The organism is Haloterrigena salifodinae, assembly GCF_003977755.1.
Classification (GTDB): domain Archaea; phylum Halobacteriota; class Halobacteria; order Halobacteriales; family Natrialbaceae; genus Haloterrigena; species Haloterrigena salifodinae.
The window spans coordinates 55,574-81,727 of sequence record NZ_RQWN01000006.1; the positions used below are offsets into that span (position 1 = coordinate 55,574).

16 protein-coding genes are annotated in these 26,154 nt (G+C 62.1%); 12 read left to right on the top strand and 4 right to left on the bottom strand.

Annotation, left to right across the window (positions count from 1 at the left end):
• Positions 1–373 precede the first annotated feature (373 nt).
• Positions 374–1,423, top strand: coding sequence for a glycoside hydrolase family 88/105 protein (locus EH209_RS21540; protein WP_126664874.1), 1,050 nt, complete (start codon positions 374–376; stop codon positions 1,421–1,423).
• A gap of 178 nt (positions 1,424–1,601) precedes the next feature.
• Here EH209_RS21540 and aroE read toward each other — a convergent pair whose 3' ends face one another.
• Entirely contained in the window at positions 1,602–2,402 is an 801-nt protein-coding gene (gene aroE, locus EH209_RS21545) for a shikimate dehydrogenase (RefSeq protein WP_126664875.1), read from the bottom strand.
• A 2,373-nt stretch (positions 2,403–4,775) separates the two neighbouring features.
• On the opposite strand from aroE, the gene EH209_RS21550 reads away from it, so the two are divergent.
• The 8 genes from EH209_RS21550 to gfo6 all read left to right on the top strand — a co-directional run bounded on the left by EH209_RS21550 (position 4,776) and on the right by gfo6 (position 15,032).
• A complete protein-coding gene (locus tag EH209_RS21550; RefSeq protein ID WP_126664876.1) occupies positions 4,776–6,308 on the top strand; it encodes a family 43 glycosylhydrolase in 1,533 nt (510 codons plus the stop codon).
• A 279-nt stretch (positions 6,309–6,587) separates the two neighbouring features.
• Positions 6,588–7,460, top strand: a complete 873-nt coding sequence (locus EH209_RS21555; protein ID WP_126664877.1) for a fumarylacetoacetate hydrolase family protein — start codon at positions 6,588–6,590, stop codon at positions 7,458–7,460.
• 204 nt (positions 7,461–7,664) lie between these two features.
• A complete protein-coding gene (locus tag EH209_RS21560; protein WP_126664878.1) occupies positions 7,665–8,948 on the top strand; it encodes an extracellular solute-binding protein in 1,284 nt (427 codons plus the stop codon).
• 66 nt (positions 8,949–9,014) lie between these two features.
• Positions 9,015–9,977 (top strand): carbohydrate ABC transporter permease, encoded by a 963-nt coding sequence (locus EH209_RS21565; RefSeq protein ID WP_126664879.1) that lies wholly within the window; start codon positions 9,015–9,017, stop codon positions 9,975–9,977.
• A 2-nt stretch (positions 9,978–9,979) separates the two neighbouring features.
• On the top strand, positions 9,980–10,912 hold the full coding sequence (locus EH209_RS21570; protein WP_126664880.1) for a carbohydrate ABC transporter permease: 933 nt from the start codon (positions 9,980–9,982) through the stop codon (positions 10,910–10,912).
• A gap of 3 nt (positions 10,913–10,915) precedes the next feature.
• Complete coding sequence (locus EH209_RS21575) at positions 10,916–12,061, top strand: ABC transporter ATP-binding protein (RefSeq protein ID WP_126664881.1); 1,146 nt, start codon at positions 10,916–10,918, stop codon at positions 12,059–12,061.
• A 1-nt stretch (position 12,062) separates the two neighbouring features.
• A complete protein-coding gene (locus EH209_RS21580; protein ID WP_126664882.1) occupies positions 12,063–13,208 on the top strand; it encodes an ABC transporter ATP-binding protein in 1,146 nt (381 codons plus the stop codon).
• 750 nt (positions 13,209–13,958) lie between these two features.
• Complete coding sequence (gene gfo6 / locus EH209_RS21585) at positions 13,959–15,032, top strand: D-xylose 1-dehydrogenase Gfo6 (RefSeq protein WP_126664883.1); 1,074 nt, start codon at positions 13,959–13,961, stop codon at positions 15,030–15,032.
• Positions 15,033–15,234: 202 nt separating this feature from the next.
• Here gfo6 and EH209_RS21590 read toward each other — a convergent pair whose 3' ends face one another.
• Entirely contained in the window at positions 15,235–16,746 is a 1,512-nt protein-coding gene (locus tag EH209_RS21590; protein WP_126664884.1) for a family 43 glycosylhydrolase, read from the bottom strand.
• A 517-nt stretch (positions 16,747–17,263) separates the two neighbouring features.
• On the opposite strand from EH209_RS21590, the gene EH209_RS21595 reads away from it, so the two are divergent.
• Complete coding sequence (locus EH209_RS21595; RefSeq protein WP_249038878.1) at positions 17,264–19,696, top strand: alpha-L-arabinofuranosidase; 2,433 nt, start codon at positions 17,264–17,266, stop codon at positions 19,694–19,696.
• 140 nt (positions 19,697–19,836) lie between these two features.
• On the opposite strand, the gene EH209_RS21600 is transcribed toward EH209_RS21595, so the two are convergent.
• The gene (locus tag EH209_RS21600) at positions 19,837–20,664 is read right to left on the bottom strand and encodes an SDR family NAD(P)-dependent oxidoreductase (protein WP_126664885.1); all 828 of its coding nucleotides are present in this window, start codon (positions 20,662–20,664) and stop codon (positions 19,837–19,839) included.
• Positions 20,665–20,868: 204 nt separating this feature from the next.
• On the opposite strand from EH209_RS21600, the gene EH209_RS21605 reads away from it, so the two are divergent.
• Positions 20,869–22,026, top strand: a complete 1,158-nt coding sequence (locus EH209_RS21605; protein WP_126664886.1) for a sialidase family protein — start codon at positions 20,869–20,871, stop codon at positions 22,024–22,026.
• Between the two features lie 39 nt (positions 22,027–22,065).
• On the opposite strand, the gene EH209_RS21610 is transcribed toward EH209_RS21605, so the two are convergent.
• Positions 22,066–24,741 (bottom strand): glycoside hydrolase family 2 protein, encoded by a 2,676-nt coding sequence (locus tag EH209_RS21610; protein WP_126664887.1) that lies wholly within the window; start codon positions 24,739–24,741, stop codon positions 22,066–22,068.
• Between the two features lie 279 nt (positions 24,742–25,020).
• Between EH209_RS21610 and EH209_RS21615 the strand changes: the two genes are divergently transcribed.
• Positions 25,021–26,124 (top strand): M24 family metallopeptidase, encoded by a 1,104-nt coding sequence (locus EH209_RS21615; RefSeq protein ID WP_126664888.1) that lies wholly within the window; start codon positions 25,021–25,023, stop codon positions 26,122–26,124.
• Positions 26,125–26,154: the final 30 nt, after the last annotated feature.

Sequence of the window (26,154 nt, forward strand, 5' to 3'; positions counted from 1 at the left end):
CTCGAGCAGTTCCGTGTGGCCTCAGCGGGTGAACTCGCGTTCGCCACTGGGGATCAGCACGTTCGAGGTCTCGCGGCCCGCCACGTACCATCGCTGTCGTAGGGATGACCGACTCTTCGATCGATTACGTGGTGGAGCGCTCGAGAACGCTTTCCCGCTGAAATCTTTCAGGAAACGATCTGAACCATTGATAGAATCGGTACAGTAGGATAAATAGCTGCAATAGGCACAATAGGCACAATAGCACCAATAGACTCTACTCGTCAGCGTGTAGTGTGTCGCTTCACGTTTGAACGACATGAGGGATCGATTCGATGATCGTTGACTGATCGACATCTATAACCTTAAGTGATAATCCGTCACATATCCCCGTATGTCCATGGAACGATCGTTAGCAGAACTGCTCCCGACCGTCGCCGAGTACACGCTCGACCTCGATTTCGAGGATTTCATCCAGGGTGAACGACCGATGGTACTCCGCGGCCTGCTGGCGACGGACGACGACGAACACACCGAGATCGCCGAGCGGTATATCGACTGGGCCGTCCGATCGCAGTCGAGCGACGGACTGATGGCCTACGGATCGATCGACGTCGTCCCGGAGTGGGACGAACACCGCATCTTCCGCCCCATTCCGGACGCCGGAGCGGTCGCCGTCCTCGCTCTCGAGGCCTACGAGAACGGCGGCCCCGACTCCTACCTCGAGGCCTGCCGGCGACAGTTCGAGTACCTCCACGAGGATGCTCCCCGAAGCGCGGACGGCGGAATCACTCACCACATGGACGACATCGAACTGTGGGTCGACGCCATCTACATGATGTGTCCGTTCATGGCCCGCTACGGCCAGCTCACCGATACGCCCGAAGCGATTGACGAAGCCGTCGACCAGATTCTGGTCCACGCGAAGCACCTCCGCGACCCGCAGACCGATCTTTACCGGCACATCTGGCGCGAGACGCCGAACAGCTACCCCGACGGCTCGCTCTGGCTGCGCGGCAACGGCTGGTTCGCCACGGGCGTCCTCGACACGTTAGACTACGTGCCCGAAGACCACCCCGAGCGAGATCGCCTCGAGGAACTCGTCCGTGACCACCTCCTGAGCATGGCCGAGTACCAGGACGCCAGCGGCTTCTGGCACCATCTCATCGACGACGACACGATGTACCTGGAGACCTCGGGGACCCTCCAGTACGCCTACGCCTTCACCGAGGCCGTCGATCGCGGCCTGCTCGAGGAGGAGTACCGCGAGGTCGCCGAGGACGCGATCGGTGCGGCCAAGACGGTCGTGACCCCCGACGGCGCGGTCCAGCGCAACGCGGCGATGCCCGGTGGCCCGGAGGCTCCGCAGGCGATCAACCTCTACGGGCAGGGCTGGTTCCTGATCGCCGGCAAGCGGGTCCTCGAGTCGGACGCTGACGTCTGAGCAGGTTAGAAACTCGCGTCTGTTCGCGATCACCGTCGCGACGATCGCTGACGCGCCTAAACGATGATCTCGAGTTGCCGTCTGTCGACGAGCCACGTTTTGCGGCGACCAGTGCAAAAAGCGAAATTAGGGGCTCGACCGGTCAGTTCGCAGTTCGCAGTCGTCGACCGAGCGCGAGTTACAGGTGACTGCGAAGCGCCTCGTTCATCGTCTCGACCGGCGCGTCCTCGCCCGTCCACGTCTCGAAGGCGTCGACGCCCTGGAACAGCAGCATCCAGGCGCCGTCGATCGTCTGAGCGCCGGCGACCGCCGCATCTTTCAGGAACCGCGTCTCGAGGGGCTTGTACACCGCATCGAAGGCCACGAGATCCCCGTGCCAAGCGTCGGCCGGCGCGACCGACTCGTCGGACTCCAGCCCGACGCTGGTTGCGTTGGCGACGACGTCGGCGTCGGCCATCAGGTCGGGGAGTTCCTCGAGTTCGTGACCGGTCGCCTCCGGAACCTCGTCGGCGAGGTCGCGAGCCTTGGACGCCGTCCGGTTGGCGATCTGTACGGTGGCGCCCGCTTCTTCGAATCCGAAGGCCAGCGCCCGGGCGGCGCCGCCGGCACCGACAACGACCGCACGAGTGCCCTCGAGGGCCACGTCGTGATGCTCGAAGGCGCGGAGCGTCCCGGTCATGTCGGTGTTGTACCCGACGGGCCCGCTTTCGGTGAAGTCGATCGTGTTGACCGCTCCGACCCGGCGGATCTGTTCGTCCGGCTCGGTGAATTCGAAGGCGTCGTGTTTGAACGGTAGCGTGACGGTCAGACCGTCGATCCCGAGTGCTTCCGCGCCGCGGAACGCCTCCTCGATCCGGTCCGGATCGGCCTCGAAGGTGACGTACTTGGCGTCGATTCCGCGCTCGCGAAAAGCGGCTTCGTGCATCGGCGGCGACAGTGAGTGCTCGACGGGACTCCCGATGATACCGTAGACGTCCATACGACCCCTGCTATGGCGAGAAAAATAATCATGACGATTTGCCGTGATGGGGAGCGAAACGGCGACTGTCATTCCTTAAACCATCAAAGCCGATCCTTTTCTGATAGGTAGTCCCCATAATATTCTAACATTTGGGCCAGCATAGAAACACACCTTTGTAGAGATATTGGAAGATACCACAGATAAGATCCAAAGCACTTAGTTACAAATCATTCCTCGAGATATCGGTGGGTCTTGTGCTGTGTTATTTAGATCGACTGATTCCACCAGTACGCGTAGCTTTACGATCACATCTCGGCAGTTGATGGATCGACGTCCCTGAAATCATATCCAATCTATCATATGTATCATTTTACCTCTATAGAATAACATTCGATAGCGTTTTGATTCCCACGTTTCGTATCGAAATCGGTGGTCGCGATCGTGAAGTACAGCGTTGAACCGCGGAGTTGAATTGGCGAGAACGCGGCGTCACTGGTGTCGTATTTATCATGAAACACTGAGAACAGTTACGGTATATATTGTCAATTGAGTCGAATAGAGCTAAGTATGGTGGAAACCGTTCAGTTTAGATCAATAGCGGTATACTGCCAGTAGGGCCGATCGGTGTGTCGAATCACGGTTTTGTCGAGCGCTACGTGAGTTTGCCGTCTTCCACCCGCTGGCTACGAATTAGCTTTCCGCATCAGTTATGATCTGTCGACCGTGCTCGTTCGACACCGACACATCGGATATGTGTCTAGTATTTATATATGATGGTTTCACAAATACCCAATTGCCTCAACTCGCGCGGTGTCACCTCGTGCTCTACAAAATCTACCCGAATCGAAAGTAGACGGCGCCACTCACAAGCCACATGACAGGATGTCACGAGACGACTGCGACAGCGGAGCCTCGTCGCTATCCTCGCCTGAATTCGGCTGCTTCGACCCGCTCGAGCGTTTTCTCCGACCCATGGAGCAGACGGATATCGCTTCGATGTTGTCGAAGCGGCGGCTCGAACGGTGGCCATCGCAGCGGCGCCGAAAATCGGCTGTTATCGATCAGTTCGGCCGGTTTGGAACGAACGCAATGGGAACACTACTGACTCCGGTAATCTCACCGTACTGTTCTTGGCGCTTCGTCCGTCAGATACGCGATGTCGAGATGGACGAATCACTAGTCGGCACCGCGTCGTGGCGGATGTCCGCAGTGCGGGCAACTCGAGGGGTGCTGTCGGAGCACGATCGATTGGGAACATCGGGAGCACTTGTACTCCATATCGGCGGAAACATCGGCAATCACTAAAGTGTTACTACGACAATCGTCGTATTCAGAGCGATTGACCAGTGTTTGGGCCCGACTTCCGCCCGTCGATAGCATCTCTCGGAACGAGACGATGGTGACGCAGCGTAGCGACTGAGCGAAGCGTGAATATCCGTGTCCGAACCGGCAGCTAGTGTGCGTCGGTAGTGTGCCGCGAGCGAGTTGCGACGTCGTGATGGTATCTGTCCGGACTGGATTTGACGCGTTCGGTAGCGAGCGATGAGCCCGGTTAGCGAGTTGGGTCGTCAGAACATCGGTTCGATGAGCTACGACTGCGTGTTGTTCGCGAGTACGATGAGATGTGCACCGATCTTCGACGACCCTACCGTAGGGGGTCGGCGAATACCTATGAACATGCCGATTCTCGGTGCATCTCGTTTCGATGGGCTGACTCGAGTTAGTCGTCCGAGCACAGTCGGTCGGGATCGATCGATGCGACTTGATCGAGCACGCGCGACGATCCTCGTTGGGTCAGTTCGTCCATCCTGGCTACCCTCGCTCGTACCCATCTTCCGGTTGCCTCTCCGTTCATCGTGTCGATACAGGTCATATAGAGAATGGCGTTCTATATTCCAGAGTTCTTGTTCAGAATATCTTAACGCATCGTATATGGGCGCATAAAAATGTCAACACGGACACGCCCCCTCTCTTAGTGAGACAACGACTGATCGGCATCGATTCATTACACCAATACGGTTGTAAAACAGTACGTATTACGGTGAGCACCGGCTTTCACTGAATATCGCAATCGGACTTCGTCAAGCTCGGGCTGCCTCCACCTCTAGCGCACTGTGAAGCGTTTGATCGACCACGTCGTTGATCGTCGTATACTCAAATTGATTGATGGCAGGTAACATGCCCCGTGGCATATTACTCGCTTCTGTTCTTTGTATGAGAATACTGCACTCTGATGGAGAATCTCTTGGCGCTCGTTTGGAGAGCCGATCTCTCCGAATAGGGTGAATCCCTTAAAATATATACTCTGTATTTCTTAATACTATCTGAACTAAATAAATTATTGCATTGTTATATAATCTATAAGTGTCTGAATGTGCGATATCGATTCGCATGACGGAGACTCATGATTGCAATGAACCGAATCGACGCAGCGTACTACGAACACTCGGCGCCGGAGCGATCGGCACCGCGGGCATCCTCGGAGCTAGCGGATCGGGAAGTGCCGATCACGGCGGAGACCACTACTACAACCCGCTGTACGAGCCGCATTTTCCGGATCCGGAAGTCCACCGCGCCGCCGACGGTACGTGGTGGGCGTACGGAACGAACATGAATCGAGAGAACACCGAGGACGAGTTGCTCGTTCCGATCCTCTCCTCGACGGATCTGGTGAACTGGACTTACGAGGGCGAGGCGTTCGACACGCGACCCGGTTGGACCGATGGCTCGATCTGGGCCCCGGACATCCACTATTACAACGACGAGTGGATCATGTTCTACTCGCTCGAGCCGCGGCCGTGGGAAAGCGGCGAGTTCGGTATCGGCCTCGCGACGTCCGAGACGCCGAGGGAGCCGTTTACCGATCACGGACAGGTCATCGGGGACGGCGATACGGGCGGCGGAACCATCGACGCCTACTTCGTCGAGTATCAAGGGACACCGTACCTCTTCTGGGGGAGCTTTCAGGGGATCTACGTCGCGGAGCTTACGCCCGACCTGCGGGACGTCGATATGACGACGGTCACGCAGGTCGCTGGCGACGCCTACGAGGGGACGATTCACCACGAGCGCAACGGCTATCATTACCTGTTCGTTTCGACGGGGACCTGCTGTGAAGGCCACAGCAGCACGTACGAGTACGAAGTCGGTCGCTCCGAGTCGTTCTTCGGTCCGTACGTCGACCAGAACGGCGTCGACCTGATGGAGTACGACAAGCACAACCAAGGGACGCCGGTCCTCACCGGTACCGATCGGTTCCCGGGTGCGGCCCACGGGGACATCACGACGTACGACGACGGCTCGGAATGGCTGCTCTATCACGCGTACGACGCGGACGATCCGGAGTTTATCGACGGCGTCCCGCGGCGCGTGCTCATGATGGATCGGATCGACTGGGTAGACGGGTGGCCGGTGATCGGCTGCGACGGGACGCCGAGTGAGGTCACACCGGTACCGGGCAGCGGCACGCACTGCGGCGATACTGGTGACGGAACGCTCTCTGCGGGAACGTACCGAATCTCGAACCAAAACAGCGGGCTGTTGCTGGAGGTCGGGGATGCAGACACCAGCGAGGGAGAGAACGTCAACCAGTGGTCGGATACCGGGCATCCGTGCCAGGAGTGGGAGCTAATCGAACACGGCGACGGGACCTACCGGCTGGAGAACGGCCACTCCGGACACGCGTTGTCGGTGGCGGACGGGTCGACGAGCGAGGGTGCGACGCTGGTCCAACGCGCCTGGGCGACCGCCGCCGATCAGCGCTGGCATCTTATCCAGGCCGCCGACGGCTCGTATCGACTCGAGAACGACGCCAGCGGATACGTCGCGGACGTGCTGGAGGCATCGACTGACGACGGCGCTGACGTCATCCAGTGGAGTTGGCTGGGTGGCGATAATCAGCGGTGGCACTTCGATCCAGTCTGACCGATCGGCGGCTCTCGACTCACCTATTCCCACCCCATCGGTCTTCCGTGCGATCTGGAACGCCGTGCTCCGGAAGAGTAGTGCGGTTTCAGACGGTCAGCGCAGAACCACTCCGTACGTCCCAGACGGAAACTCGAGGCGGACGCCGTTGAATGGGGAAACTGAGGCACGATGGCGAGAGAGGGTCGTTTTCCACGTACCCGTGTCGTACGTGGATAGTCTCAACTCGAGGATCCTGGCACCAGAGCTAATACCGTCGGGTAGAAAGGACGTAGCGACATGCGTTACTACCAGCTCCGCGAGGGAAGCGCCCCTCGTCTCGTCGTGAAAACGGAAGGATCGCTGTACGATCTCACCGCCGCAACGGACCAGCTACGGACGTTCGAGGATCTCCTTCGGGCAGCGGCGATCGCGAAGGAATCGATCGACGCGATCGCCGACCGACTGCGCGGGGATGCGACCGTTCTCTCGTCGGACGTCTTGGACGAAACCGCTCCGTCAACGCCCGTTTCGTCGGGTGAGGTGTGGGCGGCAGGCGTCACGTACCGTATCAGCGAGGAGGCGCGCAAAGCCGAAAGCGGGATGCCGGAGATGTATCTCGACGTCTACGAGAGCGACCGTCCGGAGGTGTTCTTCAAGGCGACGCCGAGTCGAACCGTCGGCCCCGACGAGTCGGTCGGCATCCGCGGCGACTCCGAGTGGGACGTCCCCGAACCGGAGCTGGGGGTCGTCCTCTTCGAGGACGAGATCGTCGGCTACACAGTCGGAAACGACATGAGCAGCCGATCGATCGAGGGCGAGAACCCGCTCTACCTCCCGCAGGCGAAAGTGTACGACCGGTGCTGTTCGATCGGGCCCTGCGTCCGTTCGGCCGAATCGATCGACGATCCACACGATCTCGAGATGTGGATGACGATCAGCCGCGACGGCGAGGTGCTGTACGACGAGTCGACGCGGACGAACGAGATGGAACGCTCCGTCGAGGAACTGGTTGACTGTCACGTTGCACACGACGCCGTTCCCGACGTTTCGGTCCTGCTCACCGGGACGTCGTTGGTTCCCGACGAGGAGTTCACGCTCCAGGAGGGCGACGAGGTCAGTATCGGCCTCGAGGAGATTGGCACGCTCTCGAACACCGTCGTCGAGGTCTGAACGAATGACGTCGAACGTCGAATGAGTAGCCCAGCCGATCGAATCAGCGGAGTGCACCGTCGTGACCTCGTTCGTGCCCTTTCGCGTTTCAATCTGAAATCCGCGAAACGCCGCCGATGAGGCGCTCTTATTTGCGCCTTTATCGGAGTAGAATACACTTGGCCCGATAACTTTATTAATGTGTGTGAAAACATGTCGATTAGCATGGTCAAGAATAACAAACTGACTAATGGACTCGATAGACGAACGTATCTCGGTGGGATTGCGGCGGGTGCTGTGGCCGGATTAGCGGGCTGTACGGATAGCGAAGACGACGGACTCGAGGTGCTTCACGGCTGGACCGGTGGCGACGGAGCGGCTGCGATCGAGACGCTTATCGAGGCCTTCAAGGAGGAACACTCCGATATCGACGGGACCTTCGAACCCGTCGGCGGCGACGGGAACGTCGAACTGAATACAGCCGTCCTGCAGCGGTTGACGAACGAGAACCCGATGAGTTCCTTCGCCAACTGGCCGGGCAACAACCTCAAGCGGTACGAGGGCGTCCTCATGGATCTCGAGGAGGACGTCTGGGAGGCAGAGGGACTGAAGGAGAACATGCAGGAGCGCGCCGTCGAACTCTGTACGTACAACGATAAGATGCCGGCGGTGCCGATCGGCTCCCATCGGATGAACAACCTGTTCTACAACACGGCCGCCTTCGACGAGGCGGGGATCGATGCAGAGAGCCTCGATAGCATGTCCGACCTCATGGACGCCCTCGAGACGATCGATCAGGACACCGATTACATCCCGTTCGCTCACGGGATGCGGTCGGCGTTCCTCGGCTTGCAGACGTGGGTTCAGATCCTCTCGAGCCAGTCCGGAGTCGACGCCTACACGAACTTCATCGAGGGCAACGGCGACAGAGACGCCGTGATCGACGCGCTGGAAACGCTCCAGGAGATTCAGGAGAACTACATCTCCGACGACGCGTCGTCGATCGGCTACACGCAGGCCGCCCAGAAACTGATCGCTGGCGAGGCCGCGTGTATTCACGGTGGGAACTGGCAGTACGGGATGTATCGGTCCGACGACTACGACTTCGAGTTCGGCGAGGACTGGGACTGGATCCCCTTCCCCGGAACCGAGGGAACGTACTTCTACCACCTCGACTCCTTCGTCGTCCCCGACGACAATCCGAGCTCGGAGGAGACAATCGAGTGGCAGAAATTCATCGGCACAGCGGAGGCGCAGGTCGAGTTCAACAACCTCAAGGGATCGGTGCCACTTCGGACGGACATCGAACCGGACGAGTTGACGGACTTCCTGGCGATAACCTACGAGGACCTTCTCAACTCCGAAGAGTATCCGCCGACGCTCGCACACGGCCTCGCGGTCGAGCCCAAACAGCAAAACAACTGCGAGGGGGCGATCGGCGACCACTTTATGGATCCGTACGACGCCGACGCAGCGGCGGACGCCCTGCTCGATGCCGTCTCCAAATAACGGAACTCGCGCTATGAGACTGACACGCCACAACAACCGTATTACTAAACCGAAGGAGAAAGGTAGATGACAACACACAACACAACTGAAACTACGGAATCGGCGGCGGATCCGTCTGAGGAGGGGATCGATTGGCAAACGAAACTCCGGTATTTCCTCAACAGCGACTTCGTTCGTTCATCGCCGTACTGGGGGATCCCGTTTATTATCATGGGGATTGCCGTGTACGGCGGAATCGGCTACAACCTCGCGATTTCCTTTACAGACTACGCGGGAATCGCCCGACCGTCGTTTTCCAGCCTCGATCTGGAGATGTACCGGAGAGCGCTTGCGGACGAATCGTTCCGGGCCGCTGCGTTCCAAAACTTCGTCCTGCTCGTTGGCTTCACGTCGATTTCACTGGGGCTTGGACTGTTCCTCGCGGTCCTCCTCGATTACGGGATCAGATACAAGGAGACGATTCAAACGATCTATCTCCTTCCGATGGCCCTCTCGTTCGTCGTGACGGCACAGCTCTGGTTGTGGATGTACAGCCCCGGGAACGGCGTGTTGAACGTCTTCGTCACGGCGCTCGGATTCGACTCGATCGACTGGTTGGGAGACCCGCGGATCGCGCTCGCAGCCGTGATCTTCGCGCTGGTCTGGCAGTTCAGCGGGTACGCGATGGTCGTCTTCTTGGCCGGACTCCAGTCGCTTCCCGACGACCAGTTCGAGGCGGCGAAAGTCGACGGCGCGAGCACGACTAAGACGTACATTCGGATCATCATTCCCCAACTCAAGCAGGCGTCCGTCGGCGCCGCCGTCGTCCTGATGTTGTTCGCTCTCAAGGCGTTCGACTTCCTGTACGCGATCACCGGCAACTACCGACCGCCGAACGGGACTGACATCCTGGCGACGCTGATGGTTCGCGAAGCGTTCCAGTACGGACAGTGGGCCTACGGTGCGGCGATCGCGACGATGCTGCTCTTACTCTCGCTCGCCGTCATCGCGCCGTATCTCATCTTCCAGCACCGACAGGGGTCGCTCTGACAATGTCACAATCAACATCCGACACCAACCTCGATGTCGCATCGGTCGTCGAAGACGTTAATCTCAGACGAGTCGGCCACTACACGATAGTCATCCTCTTCCTCGGGTTCTTCCTCCTCCCGCTGATAACGGGGATCATGACGGCACTGAAAACGAGCACCGCCGTCGCCAACACGCTCCCGTTCATGCCGCCGCTGGGCGACGGCTTCACGCTGGCAAATCTCGAGTACGCGTTCAACCGCCTCTCGTATGCGTTCGTCAACTCGCTGCTGATGGCGATTCCAGCGACGATCATCAACGTCTTGCTCGCGAGCATGGCGGCGTTCGGACTCACAATGGTCCGATGGCGCGGCCAGCTGGGGATTCTAGTCCTGTTCCTGATCGGGATCTTCGTCCCGTATCAGGCCGTTCTGGTGCCGCTGGCGCGGTTCTGGAACAACATCTTCCCGATCGCGGACATGCTGGAGCCGGTGTTTGCTATCGTGCCGCTGATTCAGGGCTATCACTCGGCTCTCGTGCCGCTGATCATCACGCACGTCGCCTACGGGATCCCGATCTGTATGCTCCTGTTCCGGTCGTATTACCAGAGCCTCCCGAACTCGCTGGTCGAGGCGGCCAAAATCGACGGTGCGAGCATCACGAAGATCTACCGACGCATCATCCTGCCGATCTCGAAACCGATGTTCGGCGTCGTCTTCATCTACCAGTTCACGCAGATTTACAACGAGTTCCTGTTCTCGTTTACCCTAATCACGAGTGCGAACTCGTCGGAGGCGCCGATCACGCTGATCATTCCGACGATCGGGACGTCGACGTCCGGTATCGACTTTGGGATTCGGATGGCGGCGGCGTTCCTCGCGGCGCTGCCGACAATCATCCTGTACGTCGCGTTTGCCGAGCAGTTCGCGAAAGGACTGGAAACGGAGAGTGCATAATCCATGGGACGAATCCAATTTGATTACCTGACGAAGCAGTTCGGCGAGACGGTCGCCGTCGAAGACCTGACGTTCGACATCGAGGACAGCGAATTCCTCGTGTTGGTCGGCCCCTCCGGCTGCGGGAAGTCGACAACGCTGCGGATGTTGGCCGGCCTCGAGACGCCGACGTCCGGGGACCTCTACATCGCCGACGAGCACATGAACTATCGCGTTCCGCAGAACCGCGATATCGCGATGGTGTTCCAGGATTACGCCCTCTATCCGCATATGACCATCCACGAGAACATCCGGTTCGGTCTGGAAGAGGAACCGGGATACACCGAGGCCGAGCGGGACGAGCGAGTCGAGGACGTCGCCGAGACCCTCGGCATCGACGACCTGCTGGATCGAAAGCCGGGCGAGCTCTCCGGCGGCCAGCAACAGCGGGTCGCGCTCGGGCGAGCGATCGTTCGCGATCCCGAGGTCTTCCTGATGGACGAACCGCTCGCGAACCTCGACGCGAAACTCCGGACCCAGATGCGGACGGAACTCCAGCGCCTACAGGAGGAGCTGGACGTGACGACGGTCTACGTGACCCACAATCAGACGGAAGCGATGACGATGGGCGATCGGATCGCCGTGTTGAACGACGGTCGGCTCCAGCAGGTGGGCGAGCCGCTCGAGCTCTATCACGCGCCCGAAAACCAGTTCGTGGCCGGCTTCATCGGCGAGCCCATGATGAACTTCCTCCACGGGGATCGATCCGAGGAGGGATTCGTCGGTGAATACATCGAGTATCCGTTCGACGAGCGCCTCGATCGGTCCGTCGGCGATACCGACGACCTCGTCCTCGGGGTTCGACCCGAAGCGATCGACGTTCGCCACGCCGACGAATCAGCGTCGCAGAGCCTCGGCCCGCACGAGTTCCGGATGACCGTCACCGTCACCGAAACCCACGGCGACCAGAACGTCGTGACCCTCACGCACCCTGAGGACGAGGCGAACCACGGCGCCGTCTGCGCCGTCACCGACGGGATGCACATCGTCAACGCCGGCGAGTCGGTTATCGTCACCGTCGAACCGGATGCCGTTCACGTCTTCGACGGCGAAACCGGCGAAGCGCTTTGCAACCGGCGGCTCGAAACCGCGCGCGAACTCACGATCTAACATGGCACGCTTAGAAATCGACGACGTAACCAAGGAGTACCGGAGCGGAGAGTCGAGCGTCGTTGCCGTTCAGGACATCGCCGTCGAGGTTCCCGACGGGGACTTCCTCGTCCTCGTCGGCCCCTCCGGCTGCGGGAAGTCGACGACGCTGCGGATGATCGCCGGCCTCGAGGAGATCACCGAGGGGGAGATCAGACTCGGCGGCCGAACGCTCAACGACGTCTCGGCACAGGAACGGGACATCGCGATGGTCTTCCAGTCGTACGCGCTGTACCCCCACAAAACCGTCCGGTCGAACATGTCCTTCGGGCTCGAGGAATCGACGGATCTCTCCGATTCCGCGATCGCCGAGACGGTCGAAGAGACGGCGGCGATGATGGGAATCGAAGACCTGCTCGACCGCAAGCCGGGCGAGCTTTCGGGCGGCCAGCAACAGCGGGTCGCACTCGGCCGAGCGATCGTTCGGGACCCGGACGTCTTCCTCATGGACGAACCCCTCTCCAATCTCGACGCGAAGCTGCGCGCCGAGATGCGAACGGAGCTCCAGCACCTGCAGGAACAGCTGGACGTGACGACGGTCTACGTGACCCATGACCAGACGGAGGCGATGACGATGGGCGACCGGATCGCCGTCCTCGACGAGGGCGAACTCCAGCAGGTCGGTACCCCGCTCGAGTGTTACCACGAGCCGAACAACCTGTTCGTCGCGAGTTTCATCGGTGAACCGTCGATGAACTTCTTCGACGGAACGCTCGAGAACGACGCGCTCGTCACCGACTACTTCGAGTATCCGTTATCCCAGGAGTCGCGCCGCGACCTCGAGTCGGGAGGCGATCTCGTCCTCGGCATCCGGCCGGAGGACGCCCGAATCGGCGACGCCCAGCAGAGCGACCGGCGGTTCGAGGCCGAGGTCCTCGTCGTCGAACCGATGGGGAACGAGAACATCATCCACCTGCAGTTCGACGGCATGGCAGTCGACGACGAGTTCGTCGTGACGACCGAGGGCGTTCCGAACGTGAGCGCCGGCGACCGCGTCGGCGTCGAGTTTCCCGAACCGGCGATCCACCTCTTCGACGGCGCCAGCGGCGACGCGATCAAGAACCGGGACCTCTCGTTCACCGGGACCCCGGATGCGGTGCTGCCGTAGCGCCGGATCCTCGAGACGCTCGTTTGGCGAGCGCCTCGTCGGTTAGCGTGCATGCGCAATAGGTAGCTATTCTTTCGCGTTCACCTCGATGACCGAACTCGAGCGGCGCGACCGCACGAACTGCCAGGAAGGATAGGGGCAGTCAAGCGGAAATTTCGTCACCAGGTTTTGATAGCAGGTTTACAGCAATTGATCAGTTATCTCTAGAGATCGCTGTTGTCGGTTCAACCACGGCTTCTATAGAGACCCAGACAGAACGGTTTGTAATGATCGATCAGTAGGTAACAGAACTATAGTCAGCTTCCTTCAGATCCCGTTCTCTATAACTGGACTATGGTTCTCGGTACCACTTAGTAGACTTTCCCGGTAGTGTCGGTCCATCCGTCTACTGAGACCAGTTATTTACAGTAGTACTACTGTATATGTTGGTGGTTGTCTTCGTACTGCGAACGTTCCGCCCCTGAGAGTGCTCCTAGCCCCACAATTTGTGAAAGAGGACTACCACCCATACCAGCGGAACACTGTTCTATATAGTAGAACCGCTGTAGTCTTACACGCCGTTTCGATTGTGCGCTCGGTTCCAGACGCTGCGCGGGGACCGCCGGCGCTGATCGGCGTCTCGGTCAGGTGCCTCGAGACGCACCCACCGGTCTCGAGTTTGTCGTCAGGACCGGTGCGACGATATCGCTGTGTACCCCGCTACACAGCCCTACCGGGCGTTTTTTATCGGATCGGGAATTACCGTGTGCCATGATCGATTGGATCGATAGTTACGAAGACCGCACGTGGCAAACGACCGACGATGGAACCGTCAGATACGCCCTCATCGGACTGGGCTGGTGGACGATCGACGTCGCGCTTCCGGCGATCGAATCCTCCGATCTGGGCGAGGTCACGGTCCTCGTCAGCAGTTCGACGGAGAAGGCCTCACGGCTCGCCGAGGAGAACGACGTTCCGGAGGGGATCAGCTACGACGAGTTCCACGACGGCGCGGCCAGCGACGAGTACGACGCCGTCTACATCGGGACACCGAACGCCTATCACCTCGAGTACGCCGAGACCGCGGCCGAACTGGATAAGGCGATTCTCTGCGAGAAACCGATGGAATCGACTGTCGAGCGCGCCGAGTCGCTGGTCGAGACCTGCGAGTCGGCTGACGTGCCGCTGATGATCGCCTACCGGATGCACACCGATCCGGCGGTCCAGCGGGCGCGCGAGCTGATCGCGGACGGGTTCATCGGCGAGCCGGTATCGGTCTACGGGCACAACAGCCAGCCGCTGCTCGAGATGATCCCCGATCCGGACCAGTGGCGCCTCGATCCCGACCTGAGCGGGTACGGGACGTCGGTGATGGATCTCGGCATCTACTCGATCAACACGACCAGATTCCTGCTCCGCCGGGATCCCGTCAGCGTGCAGTCCCAGATGGTCTCGAACCACGAGGCGTTCGACGACGTACCAGACGAGCGCTCCTCGTCGCTGTTCGTCTTCGAGGACGACGTCCAGATGATCTCGACGTCGAGCCAGCACGCCCACGAGGACACCCACCTCAAGATCACGGGCACGGAGGGACAGATCGATCTTCGGCCCGCCTTCCACGGCAAGTGTTCGCTGCACCTCTCGCGGGGCGACATCTCGGTCACGATCGACCACGAGAGCTTCGACGCCGAACGCGAGATGGAAGAGGAGTTCGACTACTTCGCCGACCGACTCCTCGGCGACGCCGAGATCTACCCCGACGGCCGTCACGGCCTACAGGACATGCGGATCATCGAAGCCGTCCACGAGTCCGCCGAGCGGGGCGAACCGGTCGACATCGAGTGAACGTACGCGGTACGGCGGCCGGAAGACGGCGGTAGCCGGACGGTCGGCGGTCGACGGCGGGACGCCGTCCCGCCTCGTCGCGCTTGGTATTCTATTTCGTTCTCGCGGTCGGACGAACGCGTCTCAAGGAGGAGGGGGAGGGCTCAAGGCTGGGAAAACGACTATCCGCGGCGACGTCGCGGGTTCCGCGGAATCGGTGCCGTTACACCAGATCGAACGTCCACCGCTGGTTCGCGCCGCCGTTCCACGACCACTGGATGACGTCGGCGCCGTCGTCGGTCGACGCGCCGTCGACCTCGGCGACCTTTCCGCTGTTCGCGTTCTCGATGCGGTAGGTGCCGTCGCCGTTGTCGATAATGTGCCAGTCCTGGGTCGCGTTCCCGGTGTCGGCGTACTGCTGGACGGTCGCCCCGTCGCTCGTGTCGGCGCCGGCTACTTCCATGAGCTTGCCGCTGTTGACGTTTCGAAGGTGGAACGTCTCGTGGTCGTCCGTCTCGACCACGTCCCACTGCTGACAGGCGTGGCCGGTATCGACGTACTGCTGGACGTTATCGCCGTCGCTCGTCCCGGCGCCGGCGACCTCGAGGCGCTTGCCGCTGTTGACGTTCGTGATCGCGTAGGTTCCTTCGCTGATTCCGATACCGCTGGTGACGTTGCCGCAGTCGTAGTAGCCGGTGCTCGGCATCGGGCTCTGCGTGCTCGGTGTCCCGTCGCAGGCGACGACCGGCCAGCCGTTCTCCCACTGGATTCGATCGATCATCATGGTTCGTGTCTCCCGGTCCGCCGTGGCCTCGACGTGGTAGAGCATCCACCAGTCGCCGTTCTCGTCCCGAATCGCGGTGTTGTGACCCGGACCGGTGAACTCGTCCGTTCCGTTGAGGACCGACACGCCGCTTCGGTGCTCGTTCAGGTCGCGCAGGTCGGTCCCGTTCTGGTTGTAGTAGGGACCGAAGAACGACTCGGAGCGGCCCACTTCGACCTCGTAGGTACTGTCGTACCCCTCACAGCAGTGGCCGGTCGAGTAGAACAGGTAGTAGTAGCCGTTCTCCTCGATGACCATCGGACCTTCGCGGTTGTCACCGGCCAGATGGAACGTCGTCCCCGGGACGTAATCCATCCCGTCGTTCGTGAGTTCGACGCCGTAGAACCCGTAGAAACTCCCCCAGACGATGTAGGGGGTTCCGTCGACGACGCGGAACTCCGAATCGATGCAGTTGGTCATCCCGAGATCTTCGGCCCTGAACACCGGTCCGTGGTCCTCGAACGGGCCGTCCGGCGTGTCCGAGGTCGCGACGCCGATCCCGGGGTTGTTCTGACTCCCCCACGTCGAGTAGGAGTAGTAGAGGTAGTACTGGCCGTTGTAGTAGTTGATGTCGGGCGCCCAGACCCCCGCGTCCGGATCGTCCCGCCAGTCGGGGTAGCTGTCGAACGCCGAATCGATGTACGTCCAGTTCACTAGGTCGTCCGAAGTCGCTATCGGAACGATGTCCTCGGGCGTCTCGGTCCCGTACGCATAGTAGGTGCCGTCGCCGGCCTGAATGACGGTCACGTCGCCGAACCCGACTGGCCCGACCGGATTGTGGTAATGAGTCGAACTCTCGTCGGCGACCGTCGTCCCGCTCGTCGCGACGACGCCCGCGCCGAGCGCACCGGCGCCGATCGTCTTCAACACGTTTCGTCGATTCAATCCTGCGTGATCATGACTATCAACCATGCGGGACTAGGTATCCGAACCTATCTATAATAATTTTTTTCTCATAGCATAGACAAGAAGAACTGACGAGAGATCCGACGGTTCGCCGTCGAAATCCGCAGACCTCGCGGCGATCTGCGGCCGTCTTCAGTCGGTCGACGTCGGCCGGGCCGATGGCGACGTTCTACTCTCCGTCGAGAAGCACTCTCGAATTCAGAACGGCTAATTTCGCCTCACAGTCGATTAGACGATCGTAGAGGGCGTATTTTGTTCGATCGATTGCGATCGCCGCGACACGGGTATGGAGAGAACAGCGTTTGATAGAACGAACCGATTTCACTACTCGGCTCGAATATCTCAAGCATACGCTGACTGTTCAGAATACGTATGGTAGTCATTGGAACACGCAGCCGGCAGGGGTGTACAATCGATGGAAACCGACGATGGAGACGTGTATCTTTGATAATGTTTCTTCCGGTAATACCTAAAACATATACTTTCGAAGAATACTTAATGAATGGCAATGGAGAATGTTTTCATGGTTCGTGGTAACAACCACAGATCCGCTGGCAGTCGTACCGACGCCGATGACAGTAGCGGGATCGTCTCCCGTCGACGCTTCCTGACGCTCCAGTCGATGATCGTGGCCGGTGCCGCGACCGGAACGGCGGCGGCCGATTCCCACACCAAGTCCGGCGAGGGAATTCAGAACACCGTCTCGCTGGATCTTTCGGAACGAACCGAAGAAACGGTTTCCGACCAGTTGTTCGGCCGGCTCTGCGAGCACTACGAGTCGGGGACGATCTACCCCGGCGTTTACTCCGAGCACGTCAAGAACAACTCGTTCTATCCCAGAACGTGGTCGGAAGACGATCACTTCGGCCCGAAGACGCGCTTCGATCCCGACTCGATCGCCCGCCACGAGAACGTCCCGTTCCCGTGGGAACCCATCGACGGCTCCGGCGTCTCCTTCGAGCAGCCCGAGGGCGGCGTCGCCGCCGTCGATACGACGAATTACCAGCGGATTTCCCTCGAGGATGCCCGCGGGGGAATCTCACAGAAGATCGTCCTCCCGGACTTCCGCACGCTGGGCTACGATCTCTCCGTCTCGGTGCGCGGTGACGGTCTCGAGTCGGTCACCGCCGCCATCACGACGCTTGACGGCGAAACTCTCGCGACCGCCGACGTCGACGTCACCGACGACTGGACCCGCCACGAACTCGCGCTCGAACTGAGCGAGGCCAGCGGCGATCAGTACGTCGCCGGCTCGGTCGCGAACGTCGACACTCCCTACGGGGAGTACGTCCTCGAGTTCACCGCCGAGGGGAGCGGCCGCGTCGATCTCGACTGGATCATGCTCGCGGCCGACGACGCGATCAACGGCAAGTTCAACCCGTCGACCGTCGAGTTGATGCGCGAGCAGAACGCGACCTGGTTGAAGTGGCCCGGCGGGAACTTCACGAGCCAGTACAACTGGCGCGACGGTATCGGCCCGCTCGAGGAACGGCCAATGCGGTTCAATCACGCGTGGGGTGGCGTCGATCCGAACTACTTCGGCATCGACGAGTACCTCGAGCTGTGTGAGATCGCAGATCTCACGCCGCGACTGACCGTCGGCTGGTGGGATAATCCGGGCGAATGGGCCTCCGAGAGACAGATCCTCCCCGAGGACGCCGCCGACTGGGTCGAGTACTGTAACGGGTCGGCGGGGACGGAGATGGGCGCGCTGCGCGCCGAGAACGGTCACCCGGAGCCGTACGACGTCGAACACTGGGAGGTCGGTAACGAGGTGTGGGGGCCGTGGCAGCGCGGCCACACGGCCGATCCCTCGGAGTACGCGAGCGGCTCCGAGGAGCGGATCGGGTTCAACGAGTACTACGACGCGATGATGGCGACCGACGACTCGATCACGATCCTCGCGGACGGGATGGATCCGGGCTACGACGAAGCGGAGACGCCGGATCCCGACGAGTGGAACAGCACGCTGTTCGAGGAGTCGGGCGACCGCCTCGACGGACTGGACCTGCACCGCTACAACTGGGGCATCGAGGACCAGGACGCGAGGGACGCGTGGTTTGACGAGAACGACGCGGACGCCATCGACTACAACGAGGTACTGGTCATGTTCCCGACGCAGTTCGGGGCGTTGATGGACGACCTCAGCGCCGAAGCCGCCGACGCGGGGATCGAGGACTTCCGGATCAACGTCGGCGAGTACGGACTCTTCCCGTCGGTCGACGAGGGCGATCCGTACCCCGGCCCGGAGACGATGCCGGGAGGCTCCTATATCGCGGGCATGCTCAACTCGTTCATCCGGCAAAGCGAGACGGTCGTCGAGGCGTCCCAGACGTGGGTGCCCGTGCGCATGTTCCCGCCGGAGTTCACCGATGCGCCGTCGGATCCGAACCCGCTGGCGCCGGCGGGATCGGTGTTCGGCCTCTACTCGGCAGTGTTCGAAACCAACGCCGAGTGGCACGCGATCGAGACCGAGATCGACGGCGACGGCCGGGACATTCCCGACACCGGCCCGCGCATCGACCCCATGGCGGACGTCCCCTACGTCGACGCCGCCGCCATGCAGAACAAGCGGGGCAAGGAGTTGTGCGTCTTCCTCACGAATCGGAACCTCCGGGAGCGCGGCAAGGTCACGATCGAGCTCCCCGAGAAATACGCCGGTAAGTCCGTGGCGATCACGCGCCACCGGGCGACCGCGTCCGAGCGACCGCTGCCACACGAGTTCCAGGAGTCGTGGGAAGAACCGGACGTCTACGAAGTGGTCCAGTCCATCGAACGCGTCGACCGCGACGGCTCCCTCACGCTCGAGGTCGAGCCCGCGTCGGTCGTCCGACTCCTCGTCGACAACGACCACGGCCGTCCCGCGACGTTCGGCAACGACGGCGTGTGGTCTGGCCTCAACGGCAGCGACGATGACCGCCATCGGCCGGGCGAGGGAGTGGACTGCGGTCGATAGCTGTTCGACGCGTACGACTGGTCTCGAGGCCGAAAGTCACACGACGGGTGAACGCCGACCGTCTCAGCGGCTGACGAGTACTGGGACATCACTCCCCGAAGAATCGCTCCAACGAATCGAGTACGGACGCTACGAACCGATTACAGGATCTGGTAGCCGCCATCTACGTACAGGAGATGGCCGGTGACGTAGCTAGCCTCGTCGGAGGCGAGGAACAGGTACGACCCCGCGAGGTCTTCGGGAGTCCCCATGTGGCCCATCGGAATCTCGGGATCGATCCCCTGGGCGTTGAGATCCGGGAGGTCGGCGTCGTTGAGGATGAACCCGTCGCCGAGCTCCCGGTCGAAATCGGGGTTGCCGGCGCCGAACGTCGTTTCGATGATCCCCGGGGCGACGGCGTTGACCCGGATGTCGTGGCGGGCGAGCTCGAGCGCTGCAACGCGGGTGAGCATCATGACCGCGCCCTTCGAGGCGTCGTACATCGAGTGGCCGACCTGTGCGTACTCGGAGCTGATCGAGGCCGTGTTCACGATCGAGCCCGGCTCCTCCCGTTCGAGCATGTCTCGAGCCGCCGCCCGACAGCCGGCGAAGACGCCGCGGACGTTGATCGCGAACACCTGATCGAACGCGTCGGCGTCGGTTTCGATGAGCGACGCCTCGCGGTAGATGCCGGCGTTGTTGACCATCACGTCGACGCCGCCGAACTCCCTGGCGGCCTCGACGACCGCGCCGACGTCCTCCGGATCGGAGACGTCGGTCTCGACGAACTCGGCTCGGCCGCCGTTGTCCTCGACGAGTTCGTGGGTCGGCGCCGACTCGCCGTCCTCCTTCGGTTCTTCGCGGATGTCTGCGACGATCACCGTCGCGCCGGCCTCGCCGAATCGGCGAGCGACTTCGCGGCCGATACCGGACGTTCCGCCGGTCACGATCACGGTCTCGTCGGAGAAGTCGTACGTGATTTTTCCCATACCCTATGCTGTCGTTACCAGTCACTTAATTATTACTTCGACCGATCGAGGGCTCCCGGACTCGAGTCCCGATCGTCGATAGCTGTCGTCGATATCACTCGAATTTATGTAATCGGAGGCGAATGTAGACGTCGTGAGTCAACCGAGTAAACGGATCGGAACCGATCCGGCAGTACCGACTGCGAGGGGACGGGTGGGATCCAGATGACGATCGACGGGAACCGAACCGGGAACGCGCTCTACACGCCGCCGCCGGACGCTCCTGGCGTCGGTGCGATGTACCCTCGCGTCGTTCGCTTGGACTGCGACGACGCCGAGGGCGAGACGCTGCTCGCGACCTTCGAGCAGTACGGGACCGGCGACGACGAGTCGGAGCAGCCGTACTTCCCGCTCTACCGCAGCGAAGACGGCGGTCGAACGTGGTCGCGGTTCTCCGAGATCCGTGACACGCAGAACGGGTGGGGGCTCCGGTTCCAGCCGACGCTGTTCGAACTCCCCGAGTCGATCGGGCCCTGGTCGGCGGGGACGATACTGGCCGCGGGGAACGCCATCCCGGAGGACCGATCGCGGACGAAAATCGACGTCTACGCGAGCGAGGACGGCGGCCGGAACTGGTCATACGTGAGCACGGTCGCGACGGGCGGGAAAGCCGTCCCGCGGGTCGGCGCGACGCCGGTCTGGGAGCCCGAGTTCGCGATTGACGCCGACGGGGACCTCGTCTGCTACTTCGCCGACGAACGACACCGCGAGGAGGGATACAACCAACTCGTCGGCCACCGGGTCTCCGGCGACGGCGGCCAAACGTGGGGCGAGGAGACGTTCGACGCGGCGATACCCGACGGCGAGCAGCGCCCGGGCATGCCCGTCGTGACGAAACTCCCCGACAGCCGCTACGCGATGGTCTTCGAGATCGTCGGGCCGAAATACGAGGGCGGGATCTTCATCAAGACGTCGCCGGACGGCCGCGACTGGGGCGATCCGGCCGATATCGGCTTCCCGGTGCAGACAGAAGAGGGGTACCAGCTCACGAACGGTCCCTACATCACGTGGACGCCCGCCGGCAGCGACGAGGAGACCGTGCTCGTCTCGGGGAAGACCCTGCGCGATTCGGACGGGAACCAGGCTCCCGGAAGCGGCCGGACGCTCCTCGCAACGACCGATTTCTCTGAATTCGACTCGTGGGAGGCTGTGTCCGCGCCGCTCCAGTTCGAGGACGCGATCGACGTCGGCCACGAGACAGTCGGGTGGACGACGCCGTTACTGCCGTCGCCGGACGGTGACCGGCTCCTGCAGCTGACCTCGACGTCTGTCGAGGGTGAACGCTGCGAGATCAGCTACGCCGCCGAGTCGCTCGAGTTCTGACGCTCGAGCGTTCGGTTAGAACGGAAACAGGGGGCGGACTCAGCTGCACTCCTCAGACGCGAGGTTCTCGAATAGTGCGGCGAGGGCCGCCGTCCCGACGGGCTGTGCTCCGTACGCGTCCGTGATCCGGAACGTGAACGCGCCGACGCGGCCGTCACCGACCTCGCGAACGGCGATCGCCGCCGATCGGTTCGCGATCCAGCCTTCGACGTAGCCGATCGACACGTCCCCCGCCGAGACGTCGGCGACCACGTCGTAGGGGTAGAGCCCGTCCAGTTCCCAGCCGGGGACGGTACCCACGTACTCGGCGAGGGTCTCGTCGGCGCAGTAGAACAGCGACGCCACGAGGTTCCAGCTCTCGTCTTCCGGCAAACTGCGGTACTCGAAGAACTCCTCGTCCGCCATATGGCCGCTCTCGTCGGGGATGAGTACGGCGGTACCGCCGCTTTCGACGTACGCTCGAACGGCGGCATCGGGACGGACCACCAGCGACACGTCGACGGTCTCGTCGAGGCTCGAGACGACCTCGAAGCCGGTTTCGGCTAGACCGTCAGCGAGTCCCTCGGCGTCGGTGTACACCGTCGTCTCGCCGTCGACGCTGGAATCGGGGTCAGGAACGACGGTAATCGGTTCCCCGTTCGTCGGCGCGCTCGGCAGCGAGACCGTCAGTTCGTCCTCGTGGACGCCGTCGACGGACGGGACGTCGACCGTAATCGCGTTTTCGACGCGTTCGACGCCGAACCCGTCGAGTGCCACGTCGACCGTGCCCGATGCTCCGAAGACAGACCACTCGAGCGAACCCTCGACGGCGTCGGTGGTGTCGTTGCTGACGACCACGTCGGCGGTCAGCCTCCCGCCCGACGAGACGGCGTGAGCGTCCGGCTCGACGCTGACGAGGACCGCGTCGTTTATCCGAGCGAAATCGTCGTGGAACGCCTTCTCCTCGCGGCGGTAGTCCAGGACCCCGTTGAACTCCCATTCGATGTCGGAGAACTCGGTGAGCACGTATCCGGCGACGTCCTCGCGGGTGCGCATCCGTTCGATGACGTCCTTGATCGAACGGAACTCGCGGCGCTGCCACGCCTCGGCCATCGCCGACCAGTCCTCGAAGGCGTCCGAGAGGGCCGACTCCTCGAACCGGTCGGACGCTCCCGCGGGACGCTTGATCGGGTCGTCGAAGAACTCGTAGTCGAGCCACGGCGGTTCGCCGCCGTAGTACTCCTCGATCGCGGGCAGATCGCACATCCCCCACGTCCCGAACTCGGAGACGATTCGGGGCGCATCCGCCGGATCGGTCTCCGTCGCGCCGTAGTTGGCCGCCGGATCGGACGCCATCGACTCGAGGTCGTCTTCCCACGCGGCCGCGCGGTCCGGGCTGACGAAGTACCGGTGGTAGTCGTTCACGTCGGTCGCCACGTGGGCCCAACCGGAGTTGTCGCAGATGAGCCGCGTGGGATCTCGTTTCCGGGTCGATTCGTAGAGCTCTGCGAGGTACCGCTGTTTCGCTTCGTCCACCCACAACGACGTCTCGTCGTCGAGTCCTTGGGGGTTTCCGATCCCCCATTCCTCGTTGTACAGACTCCAGATGATCACGCTGGGGCGGTTGTAATCCCGGTCGATCATGCCCTTGATCTGCTCGCGGACCTCCCGCCTCGAGCGATCGGTGTGAACCGTCGGATTCGCGGGCTCCTCCCAGACGAGGATCCCGAGCCGGTCCGCGAGTTCCAGAAAGTCGGGGTGGGCCGGCTTGATGTGCTTTCGAAGCAGGTTGAACCCGAGGTCCTTCGCCGTGCGGATCTCGGCTTCGAACACGTCGTTGTCGAACGGTCGGTAGAGCGTCTCCGGGTAATACCCCTGGTCGAGCGCCCCCCGCACGGAGAGCGGGTCGCCGTTGAGGTACAGGCGACCGTCGCAGGACTCGACGCTCCGCATGCCGAAGTAGTCCTCGTCCCGATCGACAACTGCGCCGTCGTGGGACAATTCCACGACGATATCGTACAGCACCGGCGTCTCAGGCGTCCAGTACTCGGGGTCGTCGATGGCCAGCACTGCGGTTCCCGAACCCGCGTCTACGTCGACGTCCGATTTCGCGACTACCGCTTCATCTCGTTCGATCGTCACGGCGGCGGTCAGGCCGTCCGCGCCCTCGGGCGCCGCCTCGAGATCGATCCGTACCGTGTCGTCCTCGAGATTCGGCGTCGCGCGAACGTCGGTGACGCGCCGCGTCGGGACGGTCGCCACCGCCACGTCCTGCCAGATCCCGCTGACGCGCTGGTACCACGGCGCGCCCTGCTTGCCGTGGGGGAGCTCGCTGATATCTTCGGGATCGGTCACCGCGACGACGACCGCGTCCTCACCGTCGGTCACCGCCTCCGTGATATCCAGCTCGAAGGGCAGATAGCCGCCACGGTGCTCCCCGACTCGCTCGCCGTTTACCCATACCGTCGCCTCGTAGTCGACGGCGCCGAATCGGAGGATCGTGCGGTCGCCGTCGGATCGCGGGAGGGCAGTGTACCGGCGGTACCACGCGGACCCGGTGTACTCGCGGTACTCGTCGTGCTCTTGCCAGCTGTGGGGAACGTCGACGGTGCAGCGCCGATCGGGCCAGGTCGCGTCCGGAGCGTCCCAGCCAGCGGCGCGTCCGTTGGACGCCGGGTCGGTGACGAACTCCCACAGCCCGTTTAGCGTTCTCGTTTCTCGGTAACTAGCTGTCATCGGTGGTCTGCGTCCGTACTATCGAACCGGCTGCGGGTGGTTGTCCAACGTTCGGGCGTCCGGTTCGTCCATCGGGAAGATAGCGTGTCACAATCTAACATTCACGATCATCGTTTGCGCCACGGTCCCATATATCTCTTCCTCCGCCGTCCGTACTGAGAAGCCGCGGTCTCGCGATCGGACTAGGCACAGAATACGTTCTCGAGGCCGATTGGTTGGCTACAACTCGAACGAGCCGTATCCACAACGATTTATTGGCCGCCCCTCGTTGCGAGGGATATGACGGCGGTACGCGACCAGAAACTGACGCGCCTAGACGAGTACATGACCGAGCGGGAACTGTCCGAACTCTGGTTCCTGCGGCCGGCGAACTTCGCGTGGCTGACCGACGGCGGGAACTCGACCGTCGATCGCGCGGCCGACGTCGGCGTGGCCGCGCTCGGCTACGACGGCGACGCGGTGCGAGCGCTCACATCGAACAACGAGGCTGATCGATTCCGCGAGGAGGAACTCCCGTCAGGGGTTCCCGTGGAGACGTTCGACTGGCACGAGTCCTCGCTCGGCGAGGCGGTGGCGCGTGCGAGCGCCAACGGAGCCGGCGCGGACGTCCCGACGGTACCGGGACTCGAGTCGATCGACGCCTCGCAGCTGCGGCTTCCCTTTACCGATCGCGACCGGCAGGTCCTCGAGCGGGCTGGCCGAGCCACCGCCGACGCGGTCGAAACGGTCGCCCGCGAGGTATCGCCGGACGACACCGAGCGCGCCGCGGCGGGACGCCTTCGCGACGAACTCTGGGACCGGGGCCTCGAGTCGCCCGTCGTCCTCGTCGGCGGCGCCGAGCGCTCGCAACGGCACCGCCACTTCACGCCGACGGACGAGCCGCTGGGCGACTACGCGCTGCTCACCGTCGTCGCGGTCGGACGCGGCGTCAACATTGCCGTCACCCGGACCGTCGACTTCGACGCGCCCTCGTGGCTGCGCGAGCGCCACGACGACGCGAGCCGCGTCGCGGCGACGGCGATGGCGGCGACGCGGGACGCGGCGACGGCCGACAGCGACACCGCCGGCGACGTCTTCGCCGCGATCGAGCGGGCGTACGCGGCCGTCGGCTGGAAGGGCGAGTGGCAGCAGCATCATCAGGGCGGGTCGATCGGGTTCGAGAGCCGGGAGTGGATCGCAACCCCGTCGAACGACGCGCCGGTCGAAACGCCCGCGCCGTACGCCTGGAACCCGACCGTCCAGGGGGCGAAGACCGAGGACACCGTCCTGATCTCGTCGACCGACATCGACGTGGTCACCGATACCGGCTCGTGGCCCACCGCGGAGTACGCGGCCGTCGACGACGATCTGCGCCTCGAGTTACCGACGCCCCTCTCCAGATAAGCCACGGCGCTCATGGAGCGGTTCTCAGCG

Excerpts from the sequence above, each read along its gene's own strand:
- EH209_RS21540 (WP_126664874.1), top strand. The coding sequence starts at position 374 with ATGTCCATGGAACGATCGTTAGCAGAACTGCTCCCGACCGTCGCCGAG.
- aroE (WP_126664875.1), bottom strand. The coding sequence starts at position 2,402 with ATGGACGTCTACGGTATCATCGGGAGTCCCGTCGAGCACTCACTGTCG.
- EH209_RS21550 (WP_126664876.1), top strand. The coding sequence starts at position 4,776 with ATGACGGAGACTCATGATTGCAATGAACCGAATCGACGCAGCGTACTA.
- EH209_RS21555 (WP_126664877.1), top strand. The coding sequence starts at position 6,588 with ATGCGTTACTACCAGCTCCGCGAGGGAAGCGCCCCTCGTCTCGTCGTG.
- EH209_RS21560 (WP_126664878.1), top strand. The coding sequence starts at position 7,665 with ATGGTCAAGAATAACAAACTGACTAATGGACTCGATAGACGAACGTAT.
- EH209_RS21565 (WP_126664879.1), top strand. The coding sequence starts at position 9,015 with ATGACAACACACAACACAACTGAAACTACGGAATCGGCGGCGGATCCG.
- EH209_RS21570 (WP_126664880.1), top strand. The coding sequence starts at position 9,980 with ATGTCACAATCAACATCCGACACCAACCTCGATGTCGCATCGGTCGTC.
- EH209_RS21575 (WP_126664881.1), top strand. The coding sequence starts at position 10,916 with ATGGGACGAATCCAATTTGATTACCTGACGAAGCAGTTCGGCGAGACG.
- EH209_RS21580 (WP_126664882.1), top strand. The coding sequence starts at position 12,063 with ATGGCACGCTTAGAAATCGACGACGTAACCAAGGAGTACCGGAGCGGA.
- gfo6 (WP_126664883.1), top strand. The coding sequence starts at position 13,959 with ATGATCGATTGGATCGATAGTTACGAAGACCGCACGTGGCAAACGACC.
- EH209_RS21590 (WP_126664884.1), bottom strand. The coding sequence starts at position 16,746 with ATGGTTGATAGTCATGATCACGCAGGATTGAATCGACGAAACGTGTTG.
- EH209_RS21595 (WP_249038878.1), top strand. The coding sequence starts at position 17,264 with ATGGTTCGTGGTAACAACCACAGATCCGCTGGCAGTCGTACCGACGCC.
- EH209_RS21600 (WP_126664885.1), bottom strand. The coding sequence starts at position 20,664 with ATGGGAAAAATCACGTACGACTTCTCCGACGAGACCGTGATCGTGACC.
- EH209_RS21605 (WP_126664886.1), top strand. The coding sequence starts at position 20,869 with ATGACGATCGACGGGAACCGAACCGGGAACGCGCTCTACACGCCGCCG.
- EH209_RS21610 (WP_126664887.1), bottom strand. The coding sequence starts at position 24,741 with ATGACAGCTAGTTACCGAGAAACGAGAACGCTAAACGGGCTGTGGGAG.
- EH209_RS21615 (WP_126664888.1), top strand. The coding sequence starts at position 25,021 with ATGACGGCGGTACGCGACCAGAAACTGACGCGCCTAGACGAGTACATG.